The organism is Hymenobacter mellowenesis, assembly GCF_030581005.1.
Lineage (GTDB): Bacteria > Bacteroidota > Bacteroidia > Cytophagales > Hymenobacteraceae > Hymenobacter > Hymenobacter mellowenesis.
On sequence record NZ_JAUQSX010000006.1, the window covers coordinates 64,951 to 86,595 of the forward strand.

Annotated in this window: 19 protein-coding genes and 1 other RNA gene; 8 read left to right on the top strand and 12 right to left on the bottom strand. The window is 61.3% G+C overall.

Annotated elements, in window-relative coordinates:
- Positions 1 to 161 precede the first annotated feature (161 nt).
- From Q5H92_RS12645 to Q5H92_RS12675, 7 genes are all read right to left on the bottom strand, one after another.
- Positions 162 to 1,310, bottom strand: coding sequence for a DegT/DnrJ/EryC1/StrS family aminotransferase (locus Q5H92_RS12645; protein ID WP_305011897.1), 1,149 nt, complete (start codon positions 1,308 to 1,310; stop codon positions 162 to 164).
- Positions 1,311 to 1,351: 41 nt separating this feature from the next.
- The gene (locus tag Q5H92_RS12650; protein ID WP_305011898.1) at positions 1,352 to 2,245 is read right to left on the bottom strand and encodes a glycosyltransferase family 2 protein; all 894 of its coding nucleotides are present in this window, start codon (positions 2,243 to 2,245) and stop codon (positions 1,352 to 1,354) included.
- 54 nt (positions 2,246 to 2,299) lie between these two features.
- Positions 2,300 to 2,983: a cell division ATP-binding protein FtsE gene (locus Q5H92_RS12655; protein WP_305011899.1), complete on the bottom strand. Its 684-nt coding sequence runs from the start codon at positions 2,981 to 2,983 to the stop codon at positions 2,300 to 2,302.
- 5 nt (positions 2,984 to 2,988) lie between these two features.
- The gene (locus Q5H92_RS12660) at positions 2,989 to 3,192 is read right to left on the bottom strand and encodes a fructose-6-phosphate aldolase (protein WP_196288256.1); all 204 of its coding nucleotides are present in this window, start codon (positions 3,190 to 3,192) and stop codon (positions 2,989 to 2,991) included.
- 109 nt (positions 3,193 to 3,301) lie between these two features.
- The gene (fsa, locus tag Q5H92_RS12665) at positions 3,302 to 3,958 is read right to left on the bottom strand and encodes a fructose-6-phosphate aldolase (RefSeq protein WP_305011900.1); all 657 of its coding nucleotides are present in this window, start codon (positions 3,956 to 3,958) and stop codon (positions 3,302 to 3,304) included.
- 93 nt (positions 3,959 to 4,051) lie between these two features.
- Positions 4,052 to 4,149: signal recognition particle sRNA small type (gene ffs, locus Q5H92_RS12670), an RNA gene on the bottom strand.
- 150 nt (positions 4,150 to 4,299) lie between these two features.
- Positions 4,300 to 5,136 (bottom strand): T9SS type A sorting domain-containing protein, encoded by an 837-nt coding sequence (locus Q5H92_RS12675; protein ID WP_305011901.1) that lies wholly within the window; start codon positions 5,134 to 5,136, stop codon positions 4,300 to 4,302.
- A gap of 159 nt (positions 5,137 to 5,295) precedes the next feature.
- Between Q5H92_RS12675 and guaA the strand changes: the two genes are divergently transcribed.
- From guaA to Q5H92_RS12690, 3 genes are all read left to right on the top strand, one after another.
- Positions 5,296 to 6,831 carry a glutamine-hydrolyzing GMP synthase gene (gene guaA, locus Q5H92_RS12680; RefSeq protein WP_305011902.1) on the top strand — a complete coding sequence of 512 codons (1,536 nt, stop codon included), beginning with the start codon at positions 5,296 to 5,298 and terminating at the stop codon, positions 6,829 to 6,831.
- A 155-nt stretch (positions 6,832 to 6,986) separates the two neighbouring features.
- Positions 6,987 to 9,200 (top strand): T9SS type B sorting domain-containing protein, encoded by a 2,214-nt coding sequence (locus Q5H92_RS12685; RefSeq protein ID WP_305011903.1) that lies wholly within the window; start codon positions 6,987 to 6,989, stop codon positions 9,198 to 9,200.
- A 77-nt stretch (positions 9,201 to 9,277) separates the two neighbouring features.
- Positions 9,278 to 10,009: a type 1 glutamine amidotransferase gene (locus Q5H92_RS12690; RefSeq protein WP_305011904.1), complete on the top strand. Its 732-nt coding sequence runs from the start codon at positions 9,278 to 9,280 to the stop codon at positions 10,007 to 10,009.
- On the opposite strand, the gene Q5H92_RS12695 is transcribed toward Q5H92_RS12690, so the two are convergent.
- Genes Q5H92_RS12695 through Q5H92_RS12710 form a run of 4 tightly spaced genes read right to left on the bottom strand, consistent with a single transcriptional unit; the run spans position 10,002 to position 15,059 of the window.
- Positions 10,002 to 10,340 carry a hypothetical protein gene (locus tag Q5H92_RS12695; protein WP_305011905.1) on the bottom strand — a complete coding sequence of 113 codons (339 nt, stop codon included), beginning with the start codon at positions 10,338 to 10,340 and terminating at the stop codon, positions 10,002 to 10,004. The genes Q5H92_RS12690 and Q5H92_RS12695 overlap by 8 nt on opposite strands.
- A gap of 29 nt (positions 10,341 to 10,369) precedes the next feature.
- Entirely contained in the window at positions 10,370 to 11,737 is a 1,368-nt protein-coding gene (gene dgt, locus Q5H92_RS12700) for a dGTP triphosphohydrolase (RefSeq protein WP_305011906.1), read from the bottom strand.
- Between the two features lie 13 nt (positions 11,738 to 11,750).
- Positions 11,751 to 12,023 (bottom strand): hypothetical protein, encoded by a 273-nt coding sequence (locus Q5H92_RS12705; RefSeq protein WP_305011907.1) that lies wholly within the window; start codon positions 12,021 to 12,023, stop codon positions 11,751 to 11,753.
- A 24-nt stretch (positions 12,024 to 12,047) separates the two neighbouring features.
- Entirely contained in the window at positions 12,048 to 15,059 is a 3,012-nt protein-coding gene (locus Q5H92_RS12710; RefSeq protein WP_305011908.1) for a M1 family metallopeptidase, read from the bottom strand.
- Positions 15,060 to 15,337: 278 nt separating this feature from the next.
- On the opposite strand from Q5H92_RS12710, the gene Q5H92_RS12715 reads away from it, so the two are divergent.
- Positions 15,338 to 15,763, top strand: a complete 426-nt coding sequence (locus Q5H92_RS12715; RefSeq protein WP_305011909.1) for a DUF1810 domain-containing protein — start codon at positions 15,338 to 15,340, stop codon at positions 15,761 to 15,763.
- Positions 15,764 to 15,849: 86 nt separating this feature from the next.
- A complete protein-coding gene (locus Q5H92_RS12720; protein ID WP_305011910.1) occupies positions 15,850 to 16,365 on the top strand; it encodes a DUF1648 domain-containing protein in 516 nt (171 codons plus the stop codon).
- Positions 16,366 to 16,496: 131 nt separating this feature from the next.
- Here Q5H92_RS12720 and Q5H92_RS12725 read toward each other — a convergent pair whose 3' ends face one another.
- Positions 16,497 to 17,174 carry a DUF1361 domain-containing protein gene (locus Q5H92_RS12725; RefSeq protein WP_305011911.1) on the bottom strand — a complete coding sequence of 226 codons (678 nt, stop codon included), beginning with the start codon at positions 17,172 to 17,174 and terminating at the stop codon, positions 16,497 to 16,499.
- A gap of 144 nt (positions 17,175 to 17,318) precedes the next feature.
- Between Q5H92_RS12725 and Q5H92_RS12730 the strand changes: the two genes are divergently transcribed.
- The 3 genes from Q5H92_RS12730 (at position 17,319) to Q5H92_RS12740 (ending at position 21,571) form a co-directional block, all read left to right on the top strand.
- Positions 17,319 to 19,055 (top strand): ABC transporter substrate-binding protein, encoded by a 1,737-nt coding sequence (locus Q5H92_RS12730; RefSeq protein ID WP_305011912.1) that lies wholly within the window; start codon positions 17,319 to 17,321, stop codon positions 19,053 to 19,055.
- Between the two features lie 155 nt (positions 19,056 to 19,210).
- Positions 19,211 to 20,512, top strand: a complete 1,302-nt coding sequence (hemL, locus tag Q5H92_RS12735; protein ID WP_305011913.1) for a glutamate-1-semialdehyde 2,1-aminomutase — start codon at positions 19,211 to 19,213, stop codon at positions 20,510 to 20,512.
- 162 nt (positions 20,513 to 20,674) lie between these two features.
- Positions 20,675 to 21,571, top strand: coding sequence for a hypothetical protein (locus Q5H92_RS12740; protein ID WP_305011914.1), 897 nt, complete (start codon positions 20,675 to 20,677; stop codon positions 21,569 to 21,571).
- Positions 21,572 to 21,645: the final 74 nt, after the last annotated feature.

Genomic DNA, 21,645 nt, shown 5'->3' on the forward strand with positions numbered 1-21,645 from the left:
AATTTGAGCCGCAAAGGCTACGCAAATCGTCGTGAATAATTGCGCCTCAGCACCAAAAAGAGAATAGATACCGAAACCCAAACCAACCTAAAAAGAAAAGCCCTATAACCGCTAACAGGTAGAGCAAATACATGCGCTGGTATCTTTTCGTTAGGTCTTACTCAACCCATAAACGACTTAACGCAATCGATAATATATTCCTGCTGCTCCACCGTCAGCAGCGGATGAATCGGCAGCGACAGCACCGCCCCACACAGCCGCTCCGCCACCGGAAACTGCCCCGCCCGGTAGCCCAGGTAAGCATACGCCGGCTGCGCGTGTACCGGTAGCGGGTAATAAATCATGGTGGGCACGCCGCAGCTTTTGAGAAAATGCTGCAAGTCGTTGCGCCTTCTGGTGTCCGTTACCTGAATGGTGTACTGATGAAAAACGTGGGTGCTACGCGAATCCCGGGCCGGAATAATGACTCCGGCCACGTCAGCCAAAGCGGCATCGTAGCGGGCGGCCACGGCCTGGCGGGCTGCCGTGTTGTGCGGCAGCTGCTGCAGTTTCACGCGCAGCAAGGCGGCTTGCAGCGTGTCGAGGCGGGAATTGAGGCCGATACGCTGGTGGTAGTATTTCCGGCTCTGGCCGTGGTTAGCGAGTTGGTGGAGCAGGGCGGCGCGGGCCGAGTCGCGGGTGAGCAGGGCGCCGCCGTCGCCTAGGCAGCCGAGGTTTTTGGATGGGAAGAAGGAGGTGGTGCCCACCGCGCCCACGGTGCCGGCCATGGCCGTTTCGCCATTCTGCATTTGAAAAGTGGCACCAATGGCCTGCGCGTTGTCCTCAATCAGCGCCACGCCGTGCCGGGCGGAAATGGCCCGCAACGCCTCCAAATCGGCGCATTGCCCAAACAAATGTACCGCCACGATGGCGCCGGTGCGCGGTGTGATGGCGGCCTCGGCTGCCGCCGGGTCGATGTTGAACGTGTCGGATAACACGTCAACCAGCACCGGGCGCAAACCCAGCAGCGCGGCCGCCTCCAGCGTGGCCACGTAGGTGAAGGCGGGCACGATGACTTCGGCGCCGGCCGGCAGTTCCAGGCTCATCAGGGCCAGGGTGAGGGCGTCGGTGCCGTTGGCGCAGGGCACCACGTGCGCGCCGCCCAGGTACTCGCCCAGCTCCGCCGCAAACTGCCCCACGGCCGGCCCCTGAATGAACGTCGCGGCATCCATTACTTCCTGCATGGCGTCGTTAAGCGCGGGTTGCAGCGCGGCGTGTTCGGCCGCCAAATCGAGCAACAAAACAGGAGTGGGAGGGGCGGGAAGTATCAAAGCAGCGCAGGAAACGGGGGCGCCAAAGATACTGGGCAAACTCAGGCCAACTCGCGCAACAGCCAGAACAGTTTCAATAGGTCGAAAAGCCGTAGCCGTGGCCTGGGCGATAGCAGCTGGCGGCGGAGTGCCGGGGCCGCCGCGCCCAGCGTAGCACGGGCCGCGGCAGCCAGTCCCAGCCGGCGCAGCCGCAGGGTCGTTTGCAGTAATCGGGAGTCCATACCCAAGCCGTCGGAGCGAAACACCTGGGCCAGGTTGCGCACCGCCTGCTCGCTCTTCAGCAGGAAAACGGCGGCCGTTTCCAGCCCTTCATGCAACACAGGGTTGTCCAAATGCACCAGTGGAATACCGGCCGCTGCTAGCGCCGCGCCAAATTTCGTGTCTTCATGCCCATAGCCGGTCAGGCTTTCGTCCAGCAGGAAGCGCCGAAATACGTCGGCCCGAATGAGTGCGTTATTAATAGTGAGCTGGCCGTAGGGCGCTGCTTGGCGCACGGCGGCGGGCCGCGCCTCGCGGGCCTGCCCATAAAGCCAGCGCAGGTACAGCGCGGCTTCGGCCGGCGGGCTGGCCCGGTAGCTGGTGCCGCCAATGAGCACCGGCGCCTGCTCACAGGCGGCCGCGTATCGGCCCAAGAACTGCGCATCGGGTGGCAGGCTGTCGTTGTCGAGCAGCAGTAGCCATTCGTGCTGCGCGGCGGCGGCCAGTTGGTTGCGGATGGCAGCGCGGCCCACATTGCGCGGCAGCTCCTGGTAGCGCACGCCGGGCAGCGTGCCCAGTGGCCGGTTAGCGTTCAGAAATTCAGGCCGGGAGCCGTCGTCCAGCAGCCGGATTTCGACCGGGCCGGGCCAATCAGTCCGTTGGGCGAGCAGGGCCTGCACCAACGCCGTGACATTCCAATTGTAAACCGGAATCAGCACGGAGAGGCCAACGGTCATCGCAATTGAAGATGAAGTGAGCAAAGGCAGGCTGGCAGCCAGATGCAAAATCAGTTACTGCGGCTGCCGAGTAGAATCCAGCAGTTCGCCATCCTTGCAAGTGAGCACGCGGTGCGGGTATTTCTCCAGCAACTGGAAGTTGTGCGTGGCCATGAGAATGGCGGTGCCGGCATTATTTATCTCTGCAAACAGCCGCATGATGCTGTCCGACACTTCCGGGTCGAGATTGCCGGTGGGTTCGTCGGCCAGTAGCAGCACGGGCTCGTTGAGCATGGCGCGGGCAATGACTACGCGCTGCTGCTCGCCGCCCGAAAGCCGGTGCGGCATGCGGTTGGCCGCGCTGTTGAGGCCCACCTGGGTCAGCACGTCGCTCACGCGCTGCTGCTTTTGGGCCTTGCCCTTCCAGCCCGTGGCGTTGAGCACGAACAGCAGGTTTTCGGCCACCGTGCGGTCGCTCAGCAACTGAAAATCCTGAAACACAATGCCCAGCCGCCGGCGCAAGTAGGGTACCTTGGTGGCCGGCAATTTGGGCAGCGGAAAGCCCGCCACGGTACCCATGCCGCTTTGCAGCGGCAAGTCGGCGTACAAGGTTTTCAGCAGCGACGACTTGCCCGAGCCGGTGCGGCCCACGAGGTAGCAAAAAGCCCCTTTTTCCAGCGAGAAAGTTACGCCTTGCAGCACCGCCTGCTGTTCCTGCATGATGGTGGCGTCGTGCAGCTCAATCACGTTTTCAGTCATGGTCCTTACAAGCTCAGCGGCTGCAGTTTGCCAAATTCGAGCCCGGAAATCACGGCCGCCAGCTCGGTTTCCTTGCCCTCCAGGCCGTAGCGGTGCAGGTCCTTCAGCGGCCGGTCGGCCCGGAAGTATGCAATCAGCACGAAGGCCTCGTCCCGCAGCTGGATGTAATCGGGAATTTTGGCCTTGCCTTTTACTTTGATGATGTACATTCCTTCGAGTTATGAGTTTTGAATTATGAGTTAGGAGTTGAGGCTAAAAGTTTCGCCGCGAAACAACGGAGCAACTCCTAACTCATAATTCAAAACTCATAACTAAAAGTTAAGAATTAACTTTTTTATGGTCGGCCAGGAACGTGGCCAGACCCTTGTCGGTGAGCGGGTGGTTGAGCAGGCCGGTGATGACGTTGAGCGGGCAGGTCACCACGTCGGCGCCGATTTCAGCGCACTGAATGAGGTGCGGCACGTGGCGCACCGAGGCGGCCAGCACTTCGGTGGGGTAGCCGTAGTTGCTGAAAATCTGCACAATCTGCTCGATGAGCTGCAGGCCGTCGTGGCCGATGTCGTCGAGGCGGCCCACGAAGGGCGACACGTAGGTGGCGCCGGCTTTGGCGGCCAGCAGAGCCTGCCCGGCGGTGAACACCAGCGTGCAGTTGGTTTTGATACCCTTGTCGGCGAAGTACTTGATGGCCTTGATGCCTTCCTTAATCATGGGCACTTTCACCACGATGTTGGGGTGCAGGTCGGCCAGGGCCTCGCCCTCGCGCACCATGCCGTCGAAATCGGTGGCAATGACTTCGGCCGACACGTCGCCGTCCACCAGCTCGCAGATTTGGCGGTAGTGGGCCATCACGGCATCGAGGCCTTTGATGCCTTCTTTGGCCATGAGCGAAGGGTTGGTGGTCACGCCGTCGAGGACGCCCAGCTCTACGGCTTCGCGGATTTCGTCCAGATTGGCGGTGTCGATGAAGAATTTCATGCAGTCGGAGAATAAAAAAGTCGGCCCCAAAGCTACTCATACGCCCGCCAAAAAGCAGAACAGAGCAGCAACGGGGCCGACCGGAAAGGGCAAAAAAAAGCAAGCCAAAATCGCACCGCTACAACCACCTACCCTTGCTACCTTCCGGTCCTGGGGGAGTTCAGCAGGAGCTGGTCGTTCTGACTTGCCGTTGCAAAGATAAGCACGGATGCGTCGGATTTATCGAGTTGCGTGGTTTTTGTGGGGCAGGCGCGGGTAGAAGGCTGATTCAGTGGTTTAAAAAAATGCGCAGGGCCGTGGTCGGGAGGGCGCCGCGCCGGCGCCCTCCCGACCACGGTGGCTTATTCCCGCATCAGCCGCTGCACCAAGGTGGCGCTGCCCTGCGTGAGGTGCAGCAGGTAGGAACCCGCGGGCACGCCGGCCAGCTGTATGGTAGCGGTGCCGCTGGCATCGGGAGCCAACTGGCTGGCCGACTGCACGGTGCGACCCAGCATGTCGGTGAGCTGGTAGTGGGCCGGCTGCGCGTTGGGCAATTGCACCCGGCAGGTGGTGGTGGCCGGGTTGGGGTACACGTCGGCCAGCAGGGTGGCGGCGGCACGGGCGGCCGTGGCGGTGCCAAACGTCAGGCGCAGGTTCAGCAGCGCGTCGCTCGTGGATAGGGGCGTGGTGTTGGAAATAGCCGTGCCCGATGTGTTGCGCCGGGCAATGTTGGTGCCCATGAAGTTGTAGTTCCACAGGGTCGAGCCCGTGTTGCCGCCGTTGCGGACTACCAGCAGCGAGAGGTTATCCGTGTTGTTGTAAGTAAACGGCTGTGTCAGCACCACTTCCTGAAAACCGGAGGTACCGCTGTTGGTGAAGGCGCCCGCCCACACGCGCTGGTAGCCGGTGGTGTCGAGCGTGCCGGCGGTGAAAACGGTGGCCGTGGTGTGCTTCAGGTAGATAACGGTGCGGGTAAGCGGGTCCTGAAACGCGCCGCTGTTTTTCTGGAAAGCCAGCCGGCCGATGCTGCCGGCCTGATTGAGCTGGTTTTGCTTGTAGATGGCCTCGTAAACACTATTGGCCTGGGTGCTATTGAAGGGGCTCAGCGCCGAGCCGCTGGTGCCCACGGAAACGGTGACCACCTGCGCGCGCGCCGAAAAACTGCCCAGGACAGCCAGCATAAGTAAGAATTTTTTCATAGGAACCAAGATGAAGAAAGGGTGAAGAACATTGGCAAGGTACGCAAACTTGCGCGTCTGTTGGTGATTGACAATGATATAGCTACTGGCCGGACAGCGGCGTAGGATTATTCGGCGCAGGTGTGGTTTTGCGCTTCCCACGGTGAGTAACTTTGCGGCATGGAACGACTTATCATCCTTGATTTCGGCTCGCAGTACACGCAATTGATAGCCCGGCGCATCCGCGAATTGCACGTGTTTTGCGAAATTCACCCCTACACCCACGCCTCGAACCTCGTCCTCAGCGACGATATTCGGGGCGTTGTTCTTTCCGGCTCGCCCTGCTCGGTGCGCGATGCGGAGGCGCCCAACCCCGACCTGAGCCACCTGCTGGGCCACGTGCCGGTGCTGGGCGTGTGCTACGGCGCGCAGCTGCTGGCCCAGCAGGGCGGGGGCGAGGTGCTGCCCGCCACCATCCGCGAGTACGGCCGCGCCCGTCTCACCTCGCTGGATAGCGGCTCACCGCTGCTCACCGGCATGCACACCGACTCGCAGGTGTGGATGTCGCACGGCGATACCATCAAGGTGCTGCCGGCCGGCTACGACATCATCGCCAGCACGCCGGAAGTAGACGTGGCCGCCTTCAAAATCGAAGGCCAGGAAACTTACGGCATCCAGTTTCACCCCGAGGTGACGCACTCCACCGAAGGCAAGCAGCTGCTGCACAACTTCGTGGTGGGCATTTGCCAATGCGCCCAAAGCTGGACGCCCGACCACTTCGTGGACTCGGCCGTGGAAGCATTGCAAAACACCATCGGCCCCGACGACCAGGTGATTCTGGGCCTCTCCGGCGGCGTGGATAGCAGCGTGGCGGCCCTGCTGCTGCACCGCGCCATCGGCCCGCGTCTGCACGGCATTTTTGTAGACAATGGCCTGCTGCGGCAGGACGAGTTTGCCACCGTGCTCAAAGCCTACGAAGGCCTGGGCCTGAACGTGACCGGCGTGAACGCCGCGCCGGAGTTCTACGCCGCGCTGGCCGGCATCAGCGACCCGGAGGGCAAGCGCAAAGCCATTGGCCGCACCTTTATTGAGGTGTTCGACCGCGAGGCGCAGAAGGTGCAGGGCGCCCGCTGGCTGGCCCAGGGCACTATTTACCCCGACGTCATCGAGTCGGTATCGGTGCACGGCTCGTCCGTCACCATCAAGAGCCACCACAACGTGGGCGGCCTGCCCGAGAAGATGAACCTGAAAATTGTGGAGCCGCTGCGCATGCTCTTCAAAGACGAGGTGCGGGAAGTAGGCGCGGCACTGGAATTGCCGGCTGAAATCCTCAACCGTCACCCCTTCCCCGGCCCCGGCCTGGGCATCCGCATCCTCGGCGACATCACGCCCGAGAAAGTGGATTTGCTGCAACGCGCCGACGGCGTGTTCATCAACCTGCTCAAGCAGCACGGCTTGTATGAGCACGTGTGGCAGGCGGGCGCCATGCTGCTGCCCGTGCAGAGTGTGGGCGTGATGGGCGACGAGCGCACCTACGAGCGAGTAGTGGCCCTGCGCGCCGTGACTAGCGTAGATGGTATGACCGCCGACTGGGCGCACCTGCCCTACGATTTCCTGGCCGAGGTAAGCAACAAGATTATCAACCAGGTGCGCGGCATCAACCGCGTGGTGTACGATATTTCGAGCAAGCCGCCGGCGACGATTGAGTGGGAGTAAAATAATTATTAATTGCATAGAAAAGCAGTAGTGTGCGAGTCACGCTACTGCTTTTCTATTTATTTGTATTGCGTGGGGCATTACGCATTGCGCTGGCTAATTTATTGCTGCAGTATTTTTTATATTTCTTGCAAAGCCACGAACCTGTGTGAGCCATGTATTATTCGTCTTTTTGCAACTGTTGTATAAAACGCTTTCTGCCCGGGTTGTTGCTGAGTTGTTTGCTGCTACTGCAGTATGCACCCACGCTGGCCCAAGCCGACTATAGCCGTTGGTATTTTGGGAACCGGGCAGGAATTGCCTTTCTCGTTGGCACACCGCCCGTGACGCTCACCGATGGCGTGATGACGAGCGGCGAAGGATGCGCGAGCATTGCAGATGCCCAAGGCAATTTGCTTTTCTATACCAACGGCATTCTGGCTTGGAATAAATTGCACCAGCCGCTGGCCAATGGCTTTGGATTGGGAGGTTTTGGAGGTGCTTCGGAACGCACGCCTTCGTCGGCTACGCAAGGAGCCGCGATTGTGGCCAAGCCCGGAAGCGCAACGGAATACTATATTTTTGCGCTTGATGCGGCCGAAAACGGCCTTCGCAATGGGTTGGTCTATTCGGTGGTAGATATGAGCCGGCAAGGTGGCTTGGGTGAAGTGGTTAGCAAGGCAATGCCGATACCTGTGCCGGTAGGTGACGGGCGAATTACCGAAAAAATGGCCGTTGTTCGGCACGCCAACCAGCGTGACATCTGGGTGATTGTCCACGCGTGGGGCAGCAATATGTTCTGCAGCTTTTTGCTCACTGCCAATGGCATATCAACGAGTCCGGCCCTCTCTGCTGGCGGGAATATGCATTGGCCAAACGGTCGCTCCAATGTGAATAGCACCAATAATGGCGGAAACTTTGCCAGCAATAACTACGATGCCATTGGGTATATGAAGGTTTCACCGGATGGGCGCCGTCTGGCGTTGGCTCAATATCAAGCCGGTCAGGTTCAACTGTTTGATTTCAATTGTGGAACCGGAACAATCTCCAATCCTGTAGCGCTCGATGCAGCTTTTCCCAACAGCTATGGCGTAGAGTTCTCCCCCAATAGCAACCTGCTTTATGTGAGCGGTGGGGCAGGCGTGCGGCAGTATAATTTGCTCACCGCACAAACGGTCGCAATAAGCTCTACCATTACCTTGGGAGCCTTACAGCTTGGCCCTGACGGACGGATTTATCAGGTGTCGAATTCTGCCAGTTTGCTCAACGTCATTGCAGCCCCCGACAGGGCCGGGCTGGCGTGTAATTATATGCTCCAAGCCATTTCGTTGGCGCCCAACCGGGCCGACCTGGGCCTTCCAAACCTATTGGTGCGCCCGCCGGCAGCTTCGCAGCCGCTAGTTACGTTTAGCGTTATCGGCACCGAGGTTTGCGTCGGAGAAACAACCGATTTTACGGCCGCTATTTTCCCGGTCCAGCCCGGCGCTGCCATTAGCTGGGATTTTGGGGAGGCGAGTTCGGGCCCTTTGAACGTCGCAACGGGACCTACTGCCTCGCACCGCTACGCAAGTGTGGGTACCTACACGGCCACCATGCACGTCCGTACCGCAAGTGGCAGCCAGTACAGCTATTCGCAACCGGTGCATATTTTAGCCCGATTTTCCGGACATGTTACGTTGTTCAATGCAGCGGCCATGCCCTTCTGTGCGGGCACGTCCGCGCTGCTTTCGGTTCCTCCGGCGTTCTGCGACGCTAATTTGACCTGGCAGGATGGTTCGCATGGAATTTCTTTCTCAACCCGTACACCGGGAGTTTATTGGGTCGATGTTGCCGTTTCGCCGCAATGCGTAACCCGGGACTCGGTGGTCGTTCGTTTCCAGCCCGATGTTGTGGTGCGGCCACTTGGGCCCGACCGTGAAATTCCTTGCAATGGCTCGGTGGTGTTAGATGCCACCTCAGCCGTCGCAGGTACTACCTACCGTTGGCAAGACGGCAGTTCCCAACCTACCTTAAGAGCGAGGCTGCCGGGCAAATATTTTGTCACCCTCACCAGCCCAAATGGATGCACGGGTAATAGCTCCGTTCAATTAAGAGCGGCTGCTTGTCCGCCCGGAACCACATCAGGTGGTATAACTGCGTCCGATTTGCTTATCCCTAATGTGATAACTCCTAACGGCGACGATTTGAATGAAGCATTCATCATTCAGGACCTTCCCCCAAGCTCTTCGTCACTGCATGTCTACAACCGTTGGGGCAAGGCCGTGTTTGAGACAGAGAATTATAACAATAATTGGGATGCTACTGGGCAGCCCGCGGGCCAATACTATTACTATCTTTTTGTGCACGCAAGTAAGCAGTCTTACAGAGGGTGGGTTGAAGTAATTCGATGAGCCATCAACTAGCTAATTTCTCCATTAATCACAAATCCCAATACTTAAATTAAGTAGATTACAGCCAATATTTTATAATGCACTTCCACTGCCTCCAACACATGCCCGACGAAGGCCCCGGCCACGCGGCCGACTGGCTGGCGGCGCAGGGCCACGCACTCACGTTCACGAAGCTATTTGAGCCAAATCCGTCGTTCCCGGCCCTAGCTGATTTCGACGGGCTGCTGATTCTGGGCGGGGCCATGAGCGTGCACGACGAGGACCGGCTGCCGTGGCTGCGCAACGAGAAAGCCTTCATTCGCAAGGCCTTGCGGGCGGGCAAGATTACGCTGGCCATTTGCCTGGGGGCGCAGCTGGTGGCTGGGGCGCTGGGCGGCGAAGTGCGGCCCAACCACGCGCCGGAAATCGGCTTCTGGACGGTACGGTTTTCGGCCAAGTCGCTGGAGCATCCGTTGCTGCGCGGGTGGCCGGAGAAAGCCGCCGTGCTACACTGGCACCTGGACACGTTTACGGTGCCGCCGGGCGCGTTGCGCGTGGGCATGTCGGCGGCTACGGCGACGCAGGGGTTCGTGTGGGGAGACGGGGTGATTGGCCTGCAGTTTCACCCCGAGATGACGGTGGCTATGGTGGAGCAGCTCATGGCCGATGAGGGGCACGAGCGGGCGGAAGAGCAGGAGTTTGTGCAAACGGCGGAGCAGATTCGCAGCCGGCTGAAATCGGTCTGGAAGGGCCGCAAGCTACTGGAGGCGTTGCTAGAGAATCTGGTGGCGCTGCATGAAAGTGAAGCCGCACAGCCGACCGTTAGCTGAGCTTCACTTGCTCAAAAGTGAACGACCATTCGGTGCCGGGCTGGCCGTGGCCGGTGAGTAGCGCAAAATGAATGGTGTGGGCATTGCCCCGCTGTGTCACCGTATGGCTGTACACGTCCAGGTGCTCAAACGTTTGGGCGGTGAGTTGCAACGGGCCCAGGTTGAGTTCGCCAATGCCCTGAAACTCCAGTTTCAGCGTGTCATAGCCGCGGGTGTCTTCGTTGTAAATGCTGAGCTGCAGGGTGAGGCGGCGATATTGGAAATCAATGGTTAGGTCATTGATGCCCATGTCGTGCAGCGAGGTCTGCGTGAGGTTTTCGAGGTCAGTCATAAAGCCGTGTGCAAGTGAGAGTGGTTTAATCAGAACCCCTTCGGCAACTCAATCCCCTTGATGGTCTTGTACAAGCTCAGCGCGTTCTGGTCGGTCATGCCGGCCACAAAATCGGTGAGCAGCAAAATCTTTTCATAAGCCGAAACGTGGGCCTGGTGGCCTTCGGCGCGGAACTGCTCGGGCAACAGCAGGAGCAGCTTGCGGCTGCGGTGGCCCTGACCGGCGTCGAACACGGCGGCGAGAAAGGCATCGAGCAGGCCGCCGAGGACTTCAAATCCTGCCGCTTCGATTTCGAGCACCGGGCGGCTGCGGTAGAGCTGGTTGATGCTCAGGCGCTGCACTTCCTGCAAATCGGCCCAGCAGCTGAGCTCTTTGATGAGAGACTGGTCGTACTCGCCGCGCAGGATGGCGGGGGCGTGCTGCCCAAACAGCCCGGCCAGCTCGGCCACCAGCTTGCCGATGAGGCGGGCGCGGATGTATCCCAGCTCCTCGCGCCAGTCGTGCCACTGCACACTGCCCACGCGCCCGGCCGGGTCGTTGAGCATCTTTTTGAGCAACGGCAGGCCGGTTTCGGGCGCGATGAGCCCCAGCTTGAGGCCGTCCTCGAAGTCGATGATGCGGTAGCACAGGTCGTCGGCCGCTTCGACCAGGAAGGCCAGCGGGTGGCGGTGGTAGAAGCCGGCTGTGGCGTCTTTGGCCAGCAAACCCAGCTCAGTGGCGACGTGTTGAAAGCGGGCCGCTTCGGTCTGGAAATGGCCGTATTTCTTTTCCGAAGCGCCGCCAACTTTGGCGGCCTCGGGCACCAGGCTGGGGCGCGGGTACTTGGTGAAGGCGCCCAGCGTGGCGTAGGTGAGGCCCAGGCCGGCGGTGCCGCTGCTGTGCGCCGCGTAAGTGTGCGTGAGGATGCGGAAACCGGCCGCGTTGCCTTCGAAGTGCTGTAAATCGGCTACTTCGGCAGCACTCAGCTGCGCCAGGTACGGGGCGGCGGCGGGGCTGAGGAAATAGCTGCTGATGGCGTCTTCGCCGGAGTGGCCGAAGGGTGGATTGCCGATGTCGTGGGCCAGACAGGCGGCGGCCACGATGTCGCCGCAGTCCTGGTCGAAGTTAGGGAGTTGTTGGGCCAGGGCGGCGTCGGCTTCGAGGAGGTGGCGGGCGGCGAGGCGGCCCAGGGAGCGGCCCACTACGGCGGTTTCGAGCGAGTGGGTGAGGCGGGTGTGCACGAAGTCGGTTTCGGGCAGGGGCATCACCTGGGTTTTGCGCTGCAGGCGCCGGAAGGCCGAGCTGAATACTACCCGGTCGTAGTCGCGCACGAAGTCGCCGCGCTCGGGGAGCACGTTCGGGGTCGTGAGCTTTTGGTCGGGGAAGCGGCGCGGCGAGAGCAGGCGCGGCCAGAGCATGGGTTCAAACATATTACTGCACAGTGCAAACGATGTTGACCAACATCAATGCCCCTCGAATGATAAAGGTGGTACACCAAACGTTTTGCAATCCATTCAAAGGCGCTGGTAGATTATCTGCCTCGGCGATTTCTTGAAGCAAGCGCTGCTGCGATGCAGGGCCTAAACCGGGAATACTGAAAATGTGGGGAGTGTGAATCCACTTGGTAAGTGCATCGACGGCGTCTTGAGCCAAAACCTGCTGGACATAGGCTCCACTCTTGTAGTCGATGACAATAGTGTACAAGCCGCTCATTACAAAAAGGCTGAATTACCGCGACAAGTTCTCGTCCAGCAAACGGAACGGGCTGAGCTTGTTCAGGTTCAGCACGAAGCGGATGCCGTCGGTGAACTCCTGGCGGCTGCCGGGCAGGCCGTCGGCAAACTGCGAGCCGGCCACGGGCACGTAAATCTCGAAGATTTGCCGGGCGATGGGCAGCGTGAAACCGGCATCGTAGAACACACGCTGCGAGGTGCGGCCCGCAAGAAACTGTCCTTCGCTGGTGGCGCCCAGGTCGCCGAACACGGCCAGCGGCAGGCCCGGCACGTCAATCTGGGCGTTGAGGGCGCTGAGCCAGCGCTGGCTGGCGACGGGCACGAAGGCCTTGAACGCACCGTCGCGGTTGTCGGTCTGGTGAAGTTGGGCGGTGAGGGCGTGGGAAATTTGCTGGCGGTCGAGGAAGGCGGTTTGGCGGCGGTAGTCGGGGCTGCCGCTCAGGCCCAGCACGAAGCCGGTGTTGGTGCTGCTTTGCAGGAAGCGGCCGCCGAACAGGCGCAGCTGGATGCGCTTGTCCTTGGCGTAGAAGTGCTGCAAGGCCGCCGAGGCCCGCAGCAGCACGGCGCCCCGGTCGTTGCTCTCAACGGAGTTGGCCAGCAGGTGGTTAAGCTCCACGTTGGCGGTCCAGCTGTTCAGGGCATTGTCGTGGCGCACCGAATATTCGGCCGTGGTGATGTTGCTGGTGCGGTTGCGGTCCTGGTCCGTGACGGATGTAAATGCCACCTGAATCTGGTGCTGCGGCATGTAGCCGATGCGGTGTGGCAGTATAAACGTGAAGCTGGGCTCCGTCTTGAAATAGCGCTCGAAGCGCTGCACGGTGAGGGCCGTGATAAACTGCCGCGCGCCGCGCTGGGGCCGGGAGTTGAGCTGCAGGCGGCCGATGCCGTTCACTTCGTTGCGGTTGAAGCTGTACATGGGCATGGCCAGGTATTGCAGCTTTTTGGGGGCGATAGGGTTATTGTAGAACGCGGCGCCGAGCATGAACTTGTCCGACGTGTTGGCGCCCACCACGGGCAGCCAATTGATGGTGGCCTTGTCCCAGCGCTCCACGCTGAAGAGCGGGCGCAGGCGCACCGGCTCCGACCGGTCGCGCGGGCCGTTTTCGAGGCGCAGGCGGTCGTTGCGGCGGTTGAGTTGGGGGGTGAGGTAACCGGCATCGACCACCACGGCCGCCACGTTTTCGCGCTTGAAGTTGAGCTGGCTCGTCACTTCCTCGTCGGCGTTGGGGTCGGTGTTGCCGAAGGGCGCGGTCCAGAGCGTTTCGAGGATGTTGTTTTGCGCGTCCACCGTCGAGACGGGCACGGCCCACGGCCGTTCCGACTCGGTGCGGACCAGCACCTTCACCACGTCGTTGAACACGGCCACGGCGCTCAGGTCGGCCTCGTAGGGCTGGGCGGTGGTCAGAAAATCGCGGAAAAACCAGCCCAGCTTCTGCCCCGTGCTTTCCTCAAACACGGCCTGCATGTCTTCCGGGTAAGGATGCTTGAACTGCCAGCGCGTGTAGTACAGGTTCATGGCGGCGTCGAATTTCTCCTGGCCCAGGTAGCCGGCCAGGTATTTCAGCGACACGCCGGTTTTCTCGTACACCGTGGCCGCGTAGTTCACCTGCGTGTAGTCGGCCGAGGTGGGCCCCTGCACCGCCTGGGCTAGGCCGCGGGTGGCCAGGGCCTGGTAGGGCAGCAGGCTCAAAGCGGTGCCGGGCAGGTTTTCGAGCCCGAAGGTGTTGGCCACGGGCTTGATTTTTTGAAGCGCGGCCAGCATGCCGGCCTGCGGGTTGGTGAGTTCCTCGACGCGAATTTGCTCGTAGGTGTTCACGCCCTCGTCCATCCACGGGAAGTCGCGCTCATTCGAGCCCAAAATGCCGTAGAACCAGTTGTGGCCCACCTCGTGCACAATGGCGTCGGGCTCGGTCACGGTCACCATCGGGTACTCCATGCCGGAGCCGGCCGAGAGGGCGCCGTCCACGGCCGTGGCGCTGGCGTAGGGGTATTCGCCCACCCATTTCGAGTAGTTGCGCAGCGCGTCGTTCACTTCCTGCAAGCCCTTAATCCACCGCTCGGCCTGCCGGTTGGTGAAGAGTACCCACGACGTCACCACCCGCCCCGAGGGCAGCTGCACCGAGTCGCGCAGCACGTTGAAGCGCTTGTCGGCGAACCAGGCGAAGTCGTGCACCTGGTCCTGCCGGTAGCGCAGGGTTTTAGTGGTGGGAGCCGAGGCCGGGAAAGCCAGGTCCTTGCCGAAATCGTCGGTCGTTTTTTTGCGGGCGGTGGCGGCGGCCAGTCCGGCCATCCGGGCCTGCTCGTCGGGGTTTTGGAGTACGCCGGTGGCGCCCACGGTGTAGTTGCTGGGCAGGGTGATGCTCACATCAAACGAGCCGTATTCCGAGAAAAACTCGCCCTGGCTCAGGTAAGGGATGGGGTGCCAGCCGTGCCGGTCCAGCACCGCCGGCTTGGGGTACCACTGCGAAATCTGGTAGCTCTGCCCCACGTGCCCCAGCCGTGAAAACGAGGCCGGTAGTTTCACCCGAAACGGCGTTGCGATGGTGGCCGTGGCGCCGGGCGCCAGCGCCTGCGGCAGCACCAGCTTGGCGATGTCGGGGTTCTCGGGGGCGAATTCGAGCTTGGCCGGCTGCCCGTTCACCTGAAAGGCGAGGCTGTCGATGAAGCCCCGGTCAGCGGCTTTGGCAAATAGAAACTTGCGGTTGCCCTGCCGCAGTTGCTCCCGCCCGAAACCGGTGTTGTTGTCGCGGTAGGCGTTGGGCCAGAGGTGAAACCAGATGAAGCTCAGCGCTTGGGGCGAGTTGTTGAGGTAGGTCAGCTCCTCGTGGCCGCGCAGCTGGTGCGCCTTGTCGTCCAGCTTTACGTCAATTGAATAATTGACTTCCTGCTGGAAGTAGGGGCCGGTAGCGGCTTTAGGCGGCGCGGCCGGCTTGGGTTTGGGGGCGCGTTGGGCCAGGGTGAGGCCGGGTAGGAGGGCCAGGAGGGCGAAGGGTAGTAGTTTATTCATGGGAGCGGCGGGTGGGCCAGTAGGGAAGCCTAATATCAGGCACGAAGCTACGGGCTGCCGCCGGAGTGGTTTGGCCATTCGGAATAATAAACCAAGCGCCGCCGCCGCTGTGAAGCAGTTAGGGGCCTTTGTTTCCGTTTGTCGCGGCTATTTTGCAGGCACCGGCGAAGAAAAGCAAAACAGCGCTTTCCGAAGTTTTACCGTTTGGCGTTCCAAGCAGAGCGAACGTTGAGCGGACACATATCGAACGGCCAATCATTTTCAACTAATAAGCCAAGATGGACAGCAAAAGCAGCTTAACCCGATTCCTCGAAGCGCAGGCCGGCAACTACCACGATGCCCTCTCGGAAATCAAGTCCGGCCGCAAGCGCACGCACTGGATGTGGTACGTTTTCCCCCAAATCCAGGGACTGGGCCTGAGCGAAACCGCCCGGTTTTATGCGATAACAGACCTGCGCGAAGCCGAGGCATACGCCAAACACCCCGTGCTGGGCCAGCGGCTGGTGGAAATCAGCGCGGCCCTGTTGGCGCTGCAATCGAACGACGCGCACGCCATTCTCGGCAGCCCCGACGATATGAAGCTGCAATCCTCGATGACGCTATTTGCGTCGTTGCCCGGCGCCCCGGCGGTGTTTCAGCAGGTGCTGGATAAATTTTACGGCGGTGAACAGGACGCGAAAACCTTGCGCATCATGGCCGGCTGAGTGAAATTTGGTGGGGCTGCCGTAATGGCTGCCAGGCTACGGCGATAAATCGCACAGCCAGAATCTTTCTGATTCAGAACCACAGAATGGAGCAAAGACCAAAAATCGAAGTACCGTTATTGCCAGCCGACAAAGCCGCGGAAATAGCCGCTTGGGGTGCCCTGGCTGTGCTCTGGGCCCTCACCATCTGGTACCTCATCCGGTTGCCTGACACCATCCCGGTGCACTTCAACGGCGCCGGCGAGCCTGACCGCTACGGCGAAAAAGGCAGCTTGGGGGTGGTATCGCTGGTGGCCACGGCCCTGTTCGGGGCCATGACGGCAGTGACCAATGCCGTGAGCAAATACCCGCACATGCTGAATTACATGGTCACTATCACGCCCGCCAACGCGCTCAGGCAGTACCGGGGCGCCATCCGGGTAGCTCGGAGCTTCAGAATCGGGCTGGTGCTCGTGTTTCTGCAATTGCTATACGAAACGGCGCGGGTAGCCACCGGGCAGGCCGCCGGCCTGGGAGCGTGGTCGATGCCTGTTGACTTCGGATTGCTGTTGCTGCCGCCGGCGCTCTGGTATTGGTGGACGGTGGCGCGGGCGCGGAGTTAAACCGGAACGTCATGCAGCGCGCAGCGAAACATCTCGCGTGCCGCCACTAAACCTGACGATTGAAATGCTACCACGGCCGTTATGCTTCGCTGCGCTCAGCATAACGGCCCTTTAAAACCAAAGCTTCAATCCTATGCCTCCTCCTGCGCCCGGCCCATGAGCCGCACCGTGCCGTAGCCCAACAACAAAAACAGCCCGAACACCAGCGTCACGCCCCAGGTGCCGGGGAAGGAAAAAGGGTGCAAAATGCGGTTCACGATGTCGTAGAACAGCGTGAGCGGGTTGGTCAGCACGTCCCAGGAATTGAAGCGCAGGTAGCGGCCCAGGTAGATGCCGAAGCTGCTGAGCAGCAGCGCCACCGTGGCAAACACCCACCCCGGCCAGAACCCCAGCCGCGCCTGCACCAGCCGCTGCATGTCGGACAGCGACGCGTAAGCCAGCATCAGTCCGTTCCAGGCACAGCTCAGGATAAGGGCCAAATCGTACCACAGCGGCACGCCGGGGCGGGTATCGAGGTGAAAGAGGTCGGTGAGAATGTAGGGCGCATTGGGGAAGAACAGCAGCCACGCCGCACCCACCGGCACCAGCATCCGCGTTTTGAGCGGCCCCTGGGCGATGCCGAGCAAAGTGCTTAGGGCGAAGGGAATAACGGCCAGGAACAGGTTCCAAATCAGGAACAGAAACGTAAAGTGGCCCGTCATCAGCACACGCCCCACTATCAGCAAAAAGCTAAGCGTGAGCGAGGTGCCGAGCACGAACATGAGCGTGAGGCGGGTGCGCGAGAAGGGGAGGGCGGAGGTGAGCAACACGGCAGGCAGTACTGGTGAGTGAGGAAAGATAACGCCCCGCGCCGCGGGTTGCGTATACGCCGCGACCTTGCGGCGGAATGGACGCCCGCTTTTATGGCTAATTTTGCGTTGCTTTCTACGCAGGAAAGCGCTTTCCCTGCCTTGATGTTATTTTCTTTTACGCGGCATAATTCGTTTCGGTGGCTGGTGGCCGGCTTGCTGCTGAGCGCGCCCTCCTTGGCTCAGACGCCGGGCAAGCCGCGCCCCGCCGCGCCCCCGGCTGCCGACCCCGCCGCCCGCTACCGCACCGCCAAAACCCAACTCGACCAGGGCAACAATGCCGCCGCCCTGGCCCAACTGGAGCCATTGGCCCAGCCCAGCGCCCGTTTCGCCCGCGCCGCCGATGCCGCTTACCTGGCCGCGGTAGCCGCCGCCCGCCTCAAGCAGTGGCCCGAAGCCGAACAGCTGCTCAACCTGCTGCGCACCGAGTACCCCACCTATCCCAATATGCCCGATGCCCTGCTGCTGCAGGGGCAGGTTTCCTTCGAGCAGGAAGACTACGACACGGCCCTGAAAACCCTGGCCGCGCTGCCCGCCGGCAAGTTTGCCGCCGAGCGCGAGGGCATGAAGGCCACCTACCTGCCCCGCATAAAGGAGCGCAACACCTGGCTGCGCAACCTGCGCCGCTACCCCGACGACGCCACCCTGGCCCGCGCCTACGCCGACCGCCTCGTGTTCGGCGGCGCCTACACCGACGCCGACCAGGGCCAGCTCAACGACCTCATCACTAAGTTCGGCCTCGACCGCAACCGCTACACGCCGCGCCCCCGCACCGTCGCCAAGAAAAGCAGCTACAACGTGGCGGTGCTACTGCCCTTCGAGCTGAATGACCCGAGTTGGCAGACGGTGCGCAAAAACCAGTTCGTGACCGACCTCTATGCCGGCCTGCGCCTGGCCCAGGACAGCCTGCAGCGCGCCGGCCGCCCGCTCCAGCTCTTCGCCTACGACACCGGCGCCGACACCCTGGCCCTCAAGCAGGTGCTGGCCCTGCCCGAACTGGCCGGCATGGATTTGCTCATCGGGCCGGTATACAAGTCGGGCGCCAAGCTGTTGGGCCGCTACGCCCGCGAGCACCAGATTGTGTGCGTGAATCCGCTGTCGCAGGATGCTGATTTGGTGGTGGATAATCCTTGGCACTACCTGTTTTCGCCCAGTACGGCCACGCAGGGCCGGGTGGCCGCGCAGTTTGCCCTCACCTCCTTCGGCGGCGGAAAGCCTGGCGTGCTGCTACACGAAGACAGTAAGGACGACGCCGCTTTTGCTAACACATACAAGGTCGAATACGAAAGCCAGGGCGGCAAAATCGGCCTGCTCCGGCGTTTCAACCCCGACGTGGACGAAAGCCTGAGCGCCGCCTTCGCCGCCCTCGACCTGCCCAACGCCAGCCACCTGATGGTGTTTTCTGACAACCGCCGCCTCGGGCCCTACACCTTCACGCAGTGGCAGCAGCAGCCCGCCGCCACGCGCGTGCCCCTGCTGGCCCCCGGCTCCTGGCTCGAAAACCCGCGCCTCGACGTGTCGCAGCTCGGTATGGCGGGCGTTTACTTCATTCAGCCCAAGTACTACGACGAGCAGGGGCCGGGCTTCCGCCGGTTTCGGCAGCTGTATTTGCAAAGGCAGCACCTGCCGCCGTCGCTGTTCGCCAGCCAGGGCTTTGAGCTGCTGATGTATTTCGGCACGGCGCTGTTCCAGTACGGCCCGGCCTTTCAGGCCAACTTGTCCAGCGCCGGGGCCACACCGGGCGTCATTTTCGACGGCATGAACTACAGCGGCGGCGCCCACGACAACCAGGTGGTGCCTATTGTCAAGCTCAGCAACCTGGAGCTGCAGGTGCTGCGGTAGGTTCTTTTTTTGACTTTCTAACAATCAAACAGAACGTCATGCTGAGCGCAGCCGAAGCAGCTCTACCGCAGTTGTAATTAATTACTCTCGTGGTAGAGCTGCTTCGGCTGCGCTCAGCATGACGTTTATTTCTCTTCAATTCTGATAACCACCACATGCTTAACCTCACCACTTCCGCCGCCCTCTTCGAACGCGCCAAAACGCTCATTCCCGGCGGCGTCAACTCCCCGGTGCGGGCCTTTCGTTCGGTAGGCGGCTCACCGGTGTTCATGCAAAGCGCCAACGGTGCCTGGCTCACCGACGTGGACGGCAACCGTTACGTGGACTTCATCAACTCTTGGGGACCGATGATTCTCGGCCACGCGCCGCAAGTGGTACTCGATGCTGTAAAAGAGGCCCTGCCGCACTCGCTCAGCTTCGGCGCGCCCACCAGCCGCGAAGTCGACATGGCCGAGTTGATTCGTCAGATGGTGCCCAGTATTGAAAAGGTGCGCCTCGTGAATTCCGGCACCGAGGCCTGCATGTCGGCCATCCGGGCGGCGCGGGGCTACACCGGCCGGGCCAAAATCATCAAGTTTGAAGGCTGCTACCACGGCCACGGTGATGCCTTCCTGATTGCGGCCGGCAGCGGGGCGCTCACCGCCGGCGAGCCCGACTCGGCCGGCGTGACCCAAGGCGTCGCCCAGGACACCCTCACCGCGCCCTACAACGACCTGCCCGCCGTCGAAGCCCTCATCGCCGCCAACCCCGGCCAGATTGCGGCCCTCATTCTGGAGCCCGTGGTGGGCAACATGGGCCTCGTGGCCCCGGCCGAAAACTTCCTGCAGGCCCTGCGCGACCTGTGCACCGAGCACGGTATCGTCCTCATTTTCGATGAGGTGATGACCGGCTTCCGCCTCGCGCAAGGCGGCGCGCAGGAGCTATACGGCATCAAAGCCGACATGACGACGCTGGGCAAAATCATTGGCGGTGGCCTGCCCGTGGGCGCCTACGGCGGCCGCGAAGACATCATGAACTGCGTGGCGCCCGCCGGCAAGGTGTACCAAGCCGGCACGCTCTCCGGCAACCCCATGGCCACCGCCGCGGGCATGGCGCAGCTCCGCTACCTGCACGAGCACCCCGAACTCTACACGGCCCTCGAAGCCAGCAGCGCCCGCCTCGCCGACGGCACCCGTCAGATTGCCGCCGAGCTGGGCCTGAACTACACCGTGAACCGCGTGGGCTCGATGTTTAGCCTGTTCTTCACCAGCGAGCCCGTCACCAACCTCGACGACGCCAAAAAATGCGATACCGCCGCGTTTGGCCGCTATTTCCACGCCATGCTGGAGCGCGGTGTCTATCTGGCGCCCTCGCAATTTGAAGCTCTGTTCGTGTCCACGGCCATCACTGATGAGCTGGTGGAAATGTACCTGAAAGCCTGCCGCGAGTCGCTCATTGAGGCCCATCGCGCCCAGTAGCGTCCGATAGAACGTCATGCAGAGCGCAGCGAAGCATCTTTACCGCAGTAGTAATTGATTTTACTTCCGCGGTAAAGATGCTTCGCTGCGCTCTGCATGACCGTTTCTTCGCGAAACTCAATTTTTCAAACTTCGCGAAACCTTGCGCTATACCTTTGCCCCATGTTGAAACAGCTTTTTCTAGCGCTGCTGCTATTACTTGGGCCTCTTGCTCACGCCGAAACGCCCGCCCAGGCCAACAAGCGCCTCTTCGATAAAACCATCGACGAGCTGAACTTCCGCACCATGGAAACGGTCTACGACAAGTCGTTCACCCGCGGTAAGTTTCCGCTCACGCTGCGCACCGCCGCCGCCCGGCGCCAATTTGATGGCTTCGGCACCAACGCGGCGCTCAAGCAGCTGTTTATGAACTACAACGGCATTGCCGAGCGGTATAAAAACCGTTTCGGCAACGGGCCCATGACGTTGGCCGAGTTCGACAAGCAGCTTAAATCGGTGCTGCTGGATAAGAACTTTGAGTTCTTCATCCACAACCTGCCGCGCGACGAGCGGGTGGCCCTCATTCGGGCCGAGCAGCGCCTCATTCAGCAGGCCAGTGCCCAGTTCAACGACTCCGGCCAGTCCGCCGGCCCGGCGGCTGAAGCCGCCGAAACCGAAGCCCAGCCCGAAGCTCCCATGTCAGCCCCGCTGACCACCACCAATTCCGGCAGCCCAGAAGCCGAAAGCCCTGCCGCCTCCGAAGAAGCCCCGCTCACTAGTGCGCCCGTGGCAGTCGAGGCGCCCGGCCCGGCCCCCCGCCACGATTGGCTCGATTACTTTACGCTGCTCTTCAGCCTGGGTAGCCTGCTGACGCTATTGTATCTCACCACCAGCGTGTTGCCGGCCATGAGCCGCCGCATCAACAACCTGTCTGCCGACCCCGAGCCCGAATCGGAGCCGCGCAGCCTCGTGAGCAGGCTGCGGCCCACCCGCTCGCCCGGCCTGCGCGAAGACCGTTACGACGAGGACGAAGACGACGACTTCGAGCCCGCCGGCCCGTCGCGCCACGACGACGACTAGATTGAACAAGCTCAAGAAAAACGTCATGCAGAGCGCAGCGAAGCATCTTTACCGCAGTTGCTAACCCAATCGAA